This is a genomic window from Nostoc sp. ChiQUE01b, from assembly GCF_034531255.1.
GTDB lineage: Bacteria > Cyanobacteriota > Cyanobacteriia > Cyanobacteriales > Nostocaceae > Nostoc.
In genome coordinates, this window is sequence record NZ_JAVRBM010000085.1 from 1 (window position 1) to 12,122 (window position 12,122).

The following is a 12,122-nucleotide window of genomic DNA, read 5'->3' on the forward strand; positions in this document are numbered from 1 at the left end:
TGTTTCCCAAATCACCCTCTCTAGTGCCTAATTTTTAAACACCTACCCTTGAAAGGGGGAGCAGGGGAGGCAGGGGGAGCAGGGGGAGAGAAAAAGGTTTATCCCAAGTGTATTGCCTTAAAAAGGAGAGCTACTGCCTTCATTGGTGTCAACTTAAGCCCAAAACCCTTTAAAATCTCGTTTCCTCGAAGAGTGGAAATGCTTGTCATTGGGCTGCTGCCGGAAGTCTTGAGGTGGCAGCCCCCCTATTAGGCATTCCCAGTCGGGGACTCTTAACGAGCAAATCTATCAAAGCTTCAAAAATCTCATGGGGCATGTTGGCATTGTTTAAGGAGCCACGAAAACAATATTGTTCACCCTACTTACAGATGAGAAAAACACCAGTTATTATGACTCAATACTGATTATTGTAAAAAAGCTTGTATATTAGCACAGTAAACAACGCTTGAGATCCTAACAGAGGAATAAAAAATGCTGGAATTATTGGGTTCAGGTTTGGTGTCGCTTTGGCTGGAAATGGCTGGGGTACAAATCAAGCCTCTAGATGCCTTAGATGCTTTGACTTGGCAAAGTAGCCCTGGCTTGGTTCTTGCCCCCGATCCCAATCCAGCTGGGGCGACTACGGTGCAAGAATATTTGAAAAAGCTGATAACATCAAAACTGGTGGCGCAAAATCTGGCTGAGAGTCAGGGAATTTGGATGCAGTCGGGGCCAATGCTGATGGCAAATCACCAAGGTACGACTCCTCTGCCGGCTGCTTCTTTAACTAAAATTGCCACTTCACTAGTTACTTTGAAAACTTGGGGGCCAGATTACCAATTTGATACTTTGGTGAGTGTGACTGGGCCTGTGGTAAATGGAGTTGTGCAGGGCGATTTGGTGGTTACTGGCCGTGGCGATCCTTTGTTTGTTTGGGAAGAAGCGATCGCTCTTGGTAATACTCTCAATCAAATGGGCATCAAGCAAGTAAAGGGGAATTTAATTATTACTGGCAGTTTTGCCATGAATTTCCAACGTCAGCCAATGCTAGCAGGTCTAATGCTCAAGCAAACACTAAATTATGCGACTTGGGGACGCCCTGCGATTTATACACACTCAATTATGCCCAAGGGAACACCCAAACCTCAAGTTCTGATTGCGGGTGCGGTGAAAGTTGAGGCGCAACCAAACCCTCAACAAACTTTGTTACTGCGTCATCGCTCATTGCCCTTGAAGCAACTAATCAAGGAAATGAACGTTTACAGTAACAACGATATGGCAGAGATGCTGGCAGACTCAGTAGGAGGAGCAACTGTAGTACGATCAACTGCTGCTCACCTTGCTAGGGTGCCACAAGTGGAAATTCAGTTAATCAATGGTTCTGGATTGGGGCCGGAAAATCGCATTTCCCCCAGAGCTGCTTGTGCGATGTTGATGGCTATTCAAGCTGAGGCATCTGCCCATCAACTAAATTTGGCTGACTTATTCCCCATGTCTGGATTTGATCACCGGGGGACACTACACGCCAGACATATTCCCCTGGCGACTGTGATCAAAACTGGCACTCTCCGGGATGTAAGCGCTTTAGCGGGAGTGATGCCCACACGCGATCGCGGTTTGGTTTGGTTTGCTATTATCAACCGGGGGACAAATGTCTGGGGTTTGCGGACTGGACAAGACCAACTTTTGCAAAGTGTTGTTAAACAATTACAACTACCTCCAACCGTTCCTATTGCCCTGACTCCCCACTCAGCCATCAACTCTTTACCTCAGCTAGGCACAGCTAGTCGAAATGAAATCTTATACAAAAGTTAGTTGATCCATAGTCTAGAGTTATACCAATTCGCAATTCGCAATGACGCTCGTTCGCCCTTGGCGTCTCCCCTTGGGAGAAGACTCGCTAACGCTGCGAAGAGAGCAATTCGCAATTAAGAAACCTAGATGGAGTAAGACTTTGGTGATTGATATCTGTTGCCTCATTTTGGAGAATTGGTATTAGAACAGAGAGCGGACTAATCTGATTGGCAATCCAAAAGTTTTATTCATGGGTAAAAACCGAACTTGTAAAGGGTAAATGTCCATAATAGCTTTTGGGTTAAATTTTCTATTAAGTTGATTACAGGTAGTTCGCAAAATGCCCTAACCCCAGTAGTGGAAAGAGCAGGCGAAACCTGAAATAAAAATAACTGTAAATAGATTTGTCACGACTGAGCAACAATTAGGCTGATAAATTAGGTTGTGATTATGCGATTTCCCAAATTATCTCGGTCTTTACGTCAACTCACTACTCATGTTTTAGCGATCGCGCTAGGAGTTGTGCTAGCGGTTAGCACATTGCAGGTGTTACCCTCCCAAGCCGAACCAGCACCCACAATAACTGCTCTTGATACTTCAAATCTAATTGCTCAACGGCAATCACCAACCACTGCTGCGATCGGTAGCACTAGCTTTGTCACAGCAGCAGTGAATCGTGTTGGTTCAGCAGTTGTTCGCATTGATACTGAGCGGACAATTACTCGTCGCGTCGATCCATTTATGGAAGATCCCTTTTTCCGTCGGTTTTTTGGTGACGGTTTCTCTCAACAGATTCCTTCTGAACAGTTACGCGGTTTAGGCTCAGGTTTTATTCTTGACAAGAGCGGGTTAGTTTTGACTAATGCTCATGTAGTCGATAAAGCTGATAAAGTAACAGTTCGGCTCAAAGATGGCCGCACCTTTGAAGGGAAAGTTCAGGGTATTGATGAAGTCACAGATTTGGCAGTAGTCAAGATTAACGCTGGTAACGATTTACCAGTGGCGCCCTTGGGTTCTTCCACCAATGTTCAAGTAGGAGACTGGGCGATCGCAGTCGGTAATCCTTTGGGATTCGATAATACTGTTACCTTGGGAATTGTCAGTACCCTCAAACGTTCCAGCGCCCAAGTCGGCATTAGTGACAAACGTTTGGATTTCATTCAGACAGACGCTGCTATTAACCCTGGTAACTCTGGCGGGCCACTATTGAATGGTCAAGGTGAAGTAATTGGTATTAACACAGCCATTCGCCCTGATGCGATGGGTATTGGGTTTGCGATTCCTATTGATAAAGCCAAAGCGATCGCCGCGCAACTGCAACGTGATGGCAAAGTTGCTCACCCCTATCTAGGTGTGCAAATGCTAACTTTGACACCCGATCTCGCCAAGCTAAATAACACCGATCCCAACTCTCCTATTCAGATACCAGAAATCAATGGTGTTTTTGTTATGCGAGTTGTCCCCAATTCTCCAGCCGCATCTGCAGGTATCCGGCGCGGGGATGTGATTCTTCAAGTTGATGGTAAAGCTATTACCAGTGCTGAACAATTACAGAATGTTGTGGAAGACAGTCGCCTTGGTCAAGTATTACAAGTAAAAGTGCAACGAGGTAATAAGACAGAGCAGCTTTCAGTACGCACAGCCGAGTTGCAAAATGCTTCGTAGGGGCAATATCGAAATGAAAAAGCAGGGGGGAAGGGAGCAAGGGAGCCTTCACGCCACTTGCGGGTGAGGTTTGTACCAAAGAGTCCCCTCTTCTCCTTGCCCCCTGCAAGAACTGCCTCTTATAAATCAATACGCTTGGGTTAAAGCTAAAACTCTTTGTCAAAGTCTATGTGCATATAGATTTGAGGCTTTTTTATGGTTACTTTTTGTCTAAGTCCCATTAGTTAGATCCACTAACTGCCGATGTTCTTCTTGAGTTAGGTTAACAGTATATTTAACTGACATAGTGTGAAAAGTTTCTTTTAGACTAGATTCACACTTAGAAGCTCACCTGTCAAAATAAAGTTGGTTGACTACTACTAAGTAATATTAAAATTTCGGTTACAATAATGCTGCATTAACTGTTATCGAATCTGGGAACGATAACACTAAAAATGTCTACTGTAAAGTGGTGGATGCCGTTGTTGCAGTTTTTCCCAACAAAAAGCTGCTGCTACCTTGCTATTACTTTACCCAAGCCGGAGTTCTCATGGAGAAAGTCCGACTCTACAAGCTTCCTGCCTAAGTGGCTATCAAAGGAATCAAGCTTTTGTCTAAGAGTAGCAAACGTGGTTAATGCGAGGTAATTACGCAGATGGCGGTGACAACAAAGGTAGTCCCAGCAGCTTTTGGCTTAGGGATAGCGGGTATTACAGTTTGCCCATTCCGATTAATATCGGAAAAAGTAGCTTAGGGATATTTGTCCGTAAAATTACTAACTGTAGACAAATAATGGTTTTTGAATCAAGCAACCTAACCTATGCCAGCGAATTCCTGGCCCGAAGAAGATTCTTATCAAGAGCTTGATCCGCTCAACTCCTTGTTGTCTGACCTATCAGTAGATGAGGAGTCAGTGTTAGAGACAGATTCTATGTCTCTACCATCCCGGTTTCAAGGTCGTAGAGGCAAAGCAGCTCTAGTCTTGACTATCGTCTGGAGTGGCACGATCGCTCTACATTTAGTTTCTTGGGCTTCCATATTTATTCTAGGACTGACCACCATTCTAGGATTTCATGCTTTGGTGGTAGTGTTTACTAAATCCCGTCGCTATCCAAAAGAAATACAGGGAGATTTGCCTTCGGTATCTGTGCTAGTGGCTGCGAAAAATGAGGAAGCGGTAATTGCTAAATTAGTCAAAAATCTTTGTAATCTGGAATATCCAGGTGGGCAGTACGAAATTTGGATAATTGATGATCGCAGCAGTGATAGCACGCCACGTTTATTAGCAGAACTCCAACAGAAACACGACCAACTAAAAGTACTAAGGCGTTCAGCAGAAGCTACTGGTGGCAAATCGGGGGCGTTGAATCAGGTATTGCCGCTGACAAAGGGCGACATTATAGCAGTATTTGATGCTGATGCACAAGTAACACCAGACTTGCTGCAACAGGTAATACCTTTGTTTCAAAGAGAAAACGTGGGGGCGGTGCAGGTGCGAAAAGCGATCGCCAACGCTAAAGAAAATTTTTGGACTAAGGGTCAAATGGCCGAAATGGCACTTGATACCTGGTTTCAACAACAGCGGACTGCCCTTGGTGGCATTGGCGAACTGCGGGGCAATGGTCAATTTGTCCGGCGTTCAGCCTTGGAAAGCTGCGGTGGCTGGAATGAGGAAACCATTACCGATGATTTGGATTTGACAATCCGCTTACATTTGGACAAATGGGATATTGAGTGTGTTTTTCATCCAGCAGTGCAAGAAGAAGGAGTGACGAGTGCAGTTTCACTCTGGCATCAGCGCAACCGTTGGGCAGAAGGCGGATATCAACGCTATTTGGATTATTGGGATTTAATTCTCAAAAACCGCATGGGAGGGCGCAAAAGCTGGGATTTGCTGATTTTTCTGCTGATTATGTATATCTTACCGACAGCAACAATACCAGATTTATTAATGGCGATCGCTCGTCATCGTCCACCAATTTTAAGTCCGATCACAGGCTTGTCCATTTCTATGTCGATGGTAGGGATGTTTACAGGTCTGAAGCGGGTACGTCAAGATCAAAAATTCCCACTTTCTACATTTCTTATGATGCTGGTGCAAACCCTGCGTGGCAATTTATATATGTTGCACTGGTTAGTCGTCATGAGCAGTACTACTGCCCGGATGTCGGTAAGACCAAAGCGCCTGAAATGGGTGAAAACCTTGCATACGGGGAATGGGGAATAGCCCCTTTGGGGAATTAAAAATAAGAGAGGCAAGAGGCAGGAGGAATAATGCCCTCTGCCTCCTGCCTTTTTCACTGTAGACCTTTATAGCAGTCGAAGCATAGGTTAAGACTATGTTGGTTGCTGAAACCTTTGATAATACTGAGTTTCTACTCAGCACGGGCTAAACGCCCCGCTATCGCTAACAGCACGGGCTAAACGCCCCGCTTCCGCTAACAGCACTTTGCTATATATCTTTGAAGAACTTCGCCACTGATATAGGACTAGTATTTGATTTCGGAAAAAACTCCGTACATTTGAAGAGTGGCAAAATCAAAGGTAGTGTGTCGGAGAAACCACTCAAACATCCATTTGAGATCAGAGAACGAAGGAATCAAAGCACAGAAACGCCGCACCCAGGTTTTAGCTTGTAACCAAATATCCTCAATTGGATTTTGTGATGGGCAATTAGGGGCTTTAGTGTTCGCAATGAATTTTCCACTGCTCTTGAGACAAACCAAGGTTGATCGATACATACCTCAGTATTATCTCGTAGTTTTTTTCAGAAATCAAATATGATTGCTATACCAATGAAAGTTTTAGGGTTAATCCTGCCAGTCCTGTTGCTGCTATGCAGTCCTGCGATGGCAGTTGAGCTTAAAGGACAAAATATTGATGGTCAAAAGCTGCCTGCTAGAGCTTATTACTATGCAACTGGTGGAGTCTACAAAGTTCACGTGCGCTTTCACAACAAACGAGCCACAATTTACTTTGACGATGGCAACCAAACAACTATACAGTTGAACCAGCAAGCGATCGCTGACTCAAAGAATATTGAAGGTTTTGGAAAACTAGGACAATATTCTTTAAATAAAATATTCAGTGTTGGGTTGATGTATGACAATAATTGGTTTGGCAGCAGTGATAGTCAATTCCAACTGTCTAATCCGCTAGATGGGTTGTGGAAAATTAGTTTGGAGTGAATACTCATCCGACTTTAAAAATTTTCAAAATCCTGAGCATGATTTAAGTAGGATTGCTATAGGACTATGATTTGATTGCGTGAAAAAACTCCCTACAACTCGAAAAGCCTTCAGCCCTACTCCCTACTCCCCAACTACGTAGATAATTTCAGAAATCAAATATGATTCCTATATATATGTGAACATAATAATTACATAAATGAAAGTTGGCATTCAAAATACAGTAGAAATTCTAGAGCAAGTTCACCAATTAGAGTCCACATTAGGTCTTAAAAATGAAGCCTGCCGTTCTAAATTTTTGATTCATCCTGACTTCACTTCAAAAGTTTTTTTGTTTTTGCATGGTTTTACAGCAGGCCCTTACCAGTTCGAGCCGCTTGGTAAAGCCTTCTTTAACACGGGATATAACGTTCTAATTCCTTTACAACCCGGTCATGGACGCTCAGGTGACTGGAAGTCTCAAAATCCTCCACCCCTGCCAACAGATATTAAGATTTATCAAAAATTTGTAATCGAATGGTTACAGATTGCCAAAACGCTAGGGCAACAAGTTGTAATTGGTGGATTATCAACAGGTGGAACTTTAGCTGCTTGGTTAGCTTTAGAGTATCCTCAAGAGATTGACCGCACCTTATTGTTCACGCCTTATTTAGGTAGCCGCTACTTAATATTCGATCAATTGATCAAAATTCTGCCAATTTACTTTGAATGGTTCAACAAAGATGCACCTGGGAATTTTGGTTATAAAGGTTTTCGTCTCAAGGCTTTACGGATATTTCTGGAATTGGGATATCAGGTTTTAGACAAGTCTCAAGGCTGTGTTTCTGCCCCAATTTTAATGGTATGTAGTGAGGCAGATAGTGCTGTTAGTCGGTCGAAACAGCAGGATTTTTTCCGAAGAGTACTTAGGCAGCAACCAAAATCTTGGTATTACTGTTTCGATGATTCGCTTCACATTGAACACCGAATGATGACAAAATTGGAAGACAATGATTATGAGGAACTAGTAATTACCCTTAGTAAAGCATTTGTTGAGAGTGATTTAACTTGGGTAGAGTTTGAGCAAATGGCAAAGCGGATAGCGCAGGGGCAACCTCATGACCAAATCATGCAAGAACTCAACTTTGATGAACAAGTTTTTCCACAGCTATCTGCAATGATGACTCAAGGTTTTGGCTGTGAGCATCTTAAATGTATCAATCCAGATTTCTAATGAGTATCCCAATTTTGCAAAAAATCGTTTTTTGTGTAAAACATGATACTTATAGCAAGGGACTGAGGACTGGGTGAAAAGTTTTTTGGTGTCTAAGTTTTATCATTTCTTGATGTCCTAACCACCAAGGCTTGTGCTATATCTTCAAATTATAAAAAAGGAAAAATTTCTTGGGGAGCGTCGGTAAAGAATGCTTGCATATTGATGTCTGCCCTAATTGCTGTAGGTGTGTAAAACAAAATTAGTATCGCTAAAAACATTGCATTTGACTTTAGCAACTACGCTCTAGCCCACGTATAAGTGATGAACCTACCGAAATTTTACCTTGAAGTCTCCAGCAACTGCGTAGGCGTAGCCCGTCGTAGACATCGCTATACCTATCGGTAAAAGTCAGCGCCAGTTTTTTCAGTTACTAACATCATATCTGCTTGATTACTTATTAAACTATTGAAATTTTATATAAGGATATCTAAGTTTTCCCGGCTTAGATATCCACTAGCAACATAACCTACATTTAATAGATTGTTATCCCTATTATAATTACTAGTTTTTATTTTTAAATCGTTCTTGAGACAGTTATAAATTCGTCCTTAAGTTGGATGTCAAAATTAGATATATATCTTTATATAATATAGTTGCAAATTTAATTAAAGTTTTTGTGTACAAGAGAAAGTTACTTGTATAATCATACCCTCCTAAATAGTTACTAAATAAAGTTGTCTGATTTTTACGTTAAGCTTTTATATTGAGCCTAACTTATCAAGTTGAATTAGCGATCGCAAGAATAAAACATCAGCTATGTGCAGGTGCGTTACACCGGGTTAACGCACCCTACTTTCTAAGACAAGTTAGCAATGCTAGAGTTTTCTAAACTTGCTACTAATTTCACTCCAAACTCTTCCTCAAACACTCCTTTTTTATAATCTAAGCTCCAAAGTTCTAAAGCACAATCATCATCTGATTGAGATGGAGAAATTAGCAGGTTGACCTGCCTAAGTTGTGGATAATACTCACATTGCACTTGAGCAACTGCACCAATTTGTCGTCTATCTAATGCTACTGCCAATCTTAAAATCGCACTTAATTGACTAACAATCTGTCGGTGTTCTTTAGTCAGCAAACTCTGGTAGTTTTCATGTTTTTTCTTGGGCGGCGATTTGCGATGATAACGCGCTATATTGGCAATAATTTCAATCTCGGTTTCTGTATAACCGAGTAATTCTCCATTGCGAATTAGATAGTAAGAATGCTTGTGGTGAGACGAATGGCTGATATAATGACCGCAATTGTGTAATATGGTTGCTGCCCACAGCATTTGTCGCTCGTCAGTTCCCCAGTGATGTAGACTACCTTGAGTTTGGTCAAATAAACCCTCGGCAAATTTTGCCACGCGATCGCTATATTCTAAATTGATGTGGTATTTATCCGCCAGTTTGAGAACATTTCGTTCCCGAATTGAACTTTGGTAGCGTAGCTTATCTTCAATTAAACCGTGGGTTAACATCCAGTCTACGATTACGCCTTCCCTCAGAGAACGCTCACAAACTGTAATCGATTCACTACTCAAAAGGGTCATTGCTTCCTGTAATATGACTGCCCCAGCGAGGATAACTTCAGGGCGCTTCTCTGGCATACCGGGAATCTCAGCCCTTTCGGAATTACTTAGTTTCCGCAAGCGATTTACCAACTCTTGCAAGTCTTTAAAACTAAATTGGTAGCCATTGAGAGTGGAAGGAATAACACCCGACTTTTCTCGTGCATGAATCATTGCCAGGGTTTCAATTGTGCCCGCCGTACCCACCAAACGCGGAGATTCCCCTAACTCTAGGTTTGCTAAGACTTCTTCTACAGAACGTTCCAACATCCCGCGTGCATAAGCTTGCAGATACTGAAACTCAGTGTTACTAATGGGATCAGTAGTGATTAACTCGCTAGTGAGTCGCACTGCACCAACTTTCGTACTCGTGAGAATGCGGGCTTGCTGACTATCACCTAAAATCAATTCTGTGGAACCACCGCCAATATCAATAATGGTATGAGGCTGGTTGTTAAATTCCATGCCCGACAGCACACCAAGATAGATTCGCCGCGCTTCTTCTTGACCAGAAATCAAGTTAACGCTTAAACCCAACTCCGTTTCTATTGTGTGCAAAAAATCTTTACCATTGGGGGCTTCTCGCACAGCACTAGTCGCCACAGCAATGATAGTTTCAGCATTGATAGTTTTGGCAACTTCTTGAAAGCGTCCTAAAGCCGCGATCGCCTTTTCAATTATCTCTGGTTTAAGTTCCCCAGTCTTAAGATTGCGATCGCCAAGCCTCACAGTTTCCTTTTCTCTAGCAATAATGCTGAAAGCTGGTAGTGTGGGGTCAATCTTGACTACTACCATGTGTAGAGAATTTGTTCCCAGGTCAATGGCAGCAATAATCCGATGTTGCTTAGATGGTTGAGTAGGAACACTCTCCCAGCTAGAAACTAAATTCAGCATCTAGTTTTCTCTCTTTATAAGAAATGATGGCAAACGGTGATACGTCGGGGTAGCTAGCACTGATATTTACGACAACACACTTGCTCAGACTAAGTGCTGTTAGCGGTAGCAGAGCGTTGAGCCAGTGCTGAATATTGAGTAAATTAAAAAATACTCAGCATTCGCAACTCAGCTTGGTCGAGGGTAACTGAGCTATGTATATTTACCCTACTATTTATAACCGTAGTGACTATTTAAAGATATTTTAAAGTTGCCACTTTGGTTTATGTTTTTACAAATAACAAATAACGTTATTCTATAGATGTAAAGAAGTGTGAATTAGAGAATAGGGAATAGGGAATAGGGAATGGGGAATGGGGCATAGAAACAAAGAAGCAAGAAAAGAAATGCCCAATGCCCAATGCCCAATGCCCTTCAGGAGTGCTGAGTGCTGAGTGGGGAATCTCACTTCTTTACTCTTTACTCAGCACTCGGAACTCGAAACTCAGAACTGTTTTGCCCCCTGCCCCCTCAATCCTATGCTAACGATGCCAGAACGCCCCCAAGAACCAATTTGGCTTGTAATTATCCGGCTTTTGCGCTGGCATAAACCAGAAGGGCGATTAATTTTAATGATTCCTGCCCTTTGGGCTGTGTTTTTGGCAGCTTCAGGGAAACCGCCTTTACCTCTAGTTGGTGTGATTATATTGGGTACTTTGGCCACGAGTGCGACTGGGTGTGTTGTGAATGATTTGTGGGATCGGAATATTGATCCAGAAGTGGAGAGAACACGCGATCGCCCCCTCGCTTCTCGCGCCTTATCTGTGAAAGTTGGGATTGTAGTCGCGATCGTCTCTTTAGCGTGTGCAGCAGTCTTGGCTTTTTATCTTAACCCCTTGAGTTTCTGGTTATGCGTGGCAGCAGTGCCTGTAATTTTGCTTTATCCAGGTGCAAAGCGGGTGTTTCCTATACCGCAACTAGTGCTTTCCATCGCTTGGGGTTTTGGGGTATTGATTAGCTGGAGTGCAGTAACACAAACCATTTCTCAAGCAACTTGGTTACTTTGGGGTGCGACTGTACTGTGGACATTGGGATTTGATACAGTTTACGCCATGAGCGACAAGGAAGACGATCGCCGCATTGGTGTTAATTCTAGCGCCCTATTTTTTGGTAATTATGCCCCTCTAGCCATTGGAATTTTCTTTGCTGGCACAATCTTGTTATTGTCTTGGTTAGGTGTAGTTATACATCTGCACTTAGCCTTCTGGATTAGCCTTGCAGTTGCTACTATCGGATGGGTTTGGCAGTCTCTGCGATTAAGAGAGCAATACTTACCTAATTCTGCTTATGGTAAGATGTTCCGGCAAAATGTGTGGATTGGTTTTATTTTACTTGCTGGGATGATTGCTGGATCTTTTTAAGAATTCAGGAGGCAAGAGGCAGAAGGCATTTTGAAGTAATTTTTCTAAAGCTAGATAGCTTTTCGCAGGAATCAGACTTGGCATCATACAAACTGAGTTAATGCGAGTTCGCGTTGAAGTGTATACTAACGTTTGACGATAGTAACGCAAAGCGATAGTATTGTGATTGTTAGTTTTAAATCTGAAGAGACAAAGCTTATCTTTGACGGCTCTACCGAAAAATTGGGTTTAAAGCCCCGTCGTTCTACGACGGCTTTCAATTAATTAGTGTAACAATATACTAATGATAGTGGAAAGGTAATTAACCACTTAAAAAACCTAGCTGTCGAAAGACAAAGCACTGAACCTTGATAATTGAATCTATGCGGTTCTACTGCATTATTCTAGTTTCCTTCTAGCAGTAGGTGAAAGATTCA

7 protein-coding genes and 1 pseudogene are annotated in these 12,122 nt (G+C 42.5%); 6 read left to right on the forward strand and 2 right to left on the reverse strand.

The window, feature by feature from the left end; genetic code table 11:
• Positions 1–471 precede the first annotated feature (471 nt).
• The 3 genes from RMY63_RS33995 (at position 472) to RMY63_RS34005 (ending at position 5,644) form a co-directional block, all read left to right on the forward strand.
• Positions 472–1,794, forward strand: coding sequence for a D-alanyl-D-alanine carboxypeptidase (locus RMY63_RS33995; RefSeq protein WP_322732927.1), 1,323 nt, complete (start codon positions 472–474; stop codon positions 1,792–1,794).
• A 429-nt stretch (positions 1,795–2,223) separates the two neighbouring features.
• Positions 2,224–3,438 carry an HhoA/HhoB/HtrA family serine endopeptidase gene (locus RMY63_RS34000; protein WP_322732928.1) on the forward strand — a complete coding sequence of 405 codons (1,215 nt, stop codon included), beginning with the start codon at positions 2,224–2,226 and terminating at the stop codon, positions 3,436–3,438.
• 799 nt (positions 3,439–4,237) lie between these two features.
• Positions 4,238–5,644, forward strand: coding sequence for a glycosyltransferase family 2 protein (locus RMY63_RS34005; protein ID WP_322732929.1), 1,407 nt, complete (start codon positions 4,238–4,240; stop codon positions 5,642–5,644).
• 262 nt (positions 5,645–5,906) lie between these two features.
• Here RMY63_RS34005 and RMY63_RS34010 read toward each other — a convergent pair.
• A pseudogene (locus RMY63_RS34010) lies at positions 5,907–6,138 on the reverse strand (IS630 family transposase); the annotation flags it as partial.
• Between the two features lie 59 nt (positions 6,139–6,197).
• On the opposite strand from RMY63_RS34010, the gene RMY63_RS34015 reads away from it, so the two are divergent.
• Both RMY63_RS34015 and RMY63_RS34020 read left to right on the forward strand, forming a co-directional pair.
• Entirely contained in the window at positions 6,198–6,605 is a 408-nt protein-coding gene (locus tag RMY63_RS34015; RefSeq protein ID WP_322732930.1) for a hypothetical protein, read from the forward strand.
• A 199-nt stretch (positions 6,606–6,804) separates the two neighbouring features.
• Positions 6,805–7,818: an alpha/beta hydrolase gene (locus tag RMY63_RS34020; protein WP_322732931.1), complete on the forward strand. Its 1,014-nt coding sequence runs from the start codon at positions 6,805–6,807 to the stop codon at positions 7,816–7,818.
• An 838-nt stretch (positions 7,819–8,656) separates the two neighbouring features.
• Here the strand turns inward: RMY63_RS34020 and RMY63_RS34025 are convergent.
• A complete protein-coding gene (locus RMY63_RS34025) occupies positions 8,657–10,306 on the reverse strand; it encodes a Ppx/GppA phosphatase family protein (RefSeq protein WP_322732932.1) in 1,650 nt (549 codons plus the stop codon).
• Between the two features lie 518 nt (positions 10,307–10,824).
• Between RMY63_RS34025 and RMY63_RS34030 the strand changes: the two genes are divergently transcribed.
• Positions 10,825–11,706, forward strand: coding sequence for a 4-hydroxybenzoate solanesyltransferase (locus RMY63_RS34030; RefSeq protein WP_322732933.1), 882 nt, complete (start codon positions 10,825–10,827; stop codon positions 11,704–11,706).
• Positions 11,707–12,122 lie beyond the last annotated feature (416 nt).

Bases quoted from the DNA above. Each gene is read 5' to 3' on its own strand.
- RMY63_RS33995 (WP_322732927.1), top strand. From the start codon at position 472: ATGCTGGAATTATTGGGTTCAGGTTTGGTGTCGCTTTGGCTGGAAATG.
- RMY63_RS34015 (WP_322732930.1), top strand. From the start codon at position 6,198: ATGATTGCTATACCAATGAAAGTTTTAGGGTTAATCCTGCCAGTCCTG.
- RMY63_RS34005 (WP_322732929.1), top strand. From the start codon at position 4,238: ATGCCAGCGAATTCCTGGCCCGAAGAAGATTCTTATCAAGAGCTTGAT.
- RMY63_RS34025 (WP_322732932.1), bottom strand. From the start codon at position 10,306: ATGCTGAATTTAGTTTCTAGCTGGGAGAGTGTTCCTACTCAACCATCT.
- RMY63_RS34000 (WP_322732928.1), top strand. From the start codon at position 2,224: ATGCGATTTCCCAAATTATCTCGGTCTTTACGTCAACTCACTACTCAT.
- RMY63_RS34030 (WP_322732933.1), top strand. From the start codon at position 10,825: ATGCTAACGATGCCAGAACGCCCCCAAGAACCAATTTGGCTTGTAATT.
- RMY63_RS34020 (WP_322732931.1), top strand. From the start codon at position 6,805: ATGAAAGTTGGCATTCAAAATACAGTAGAAATTCTAGAGCAAGTTCAC.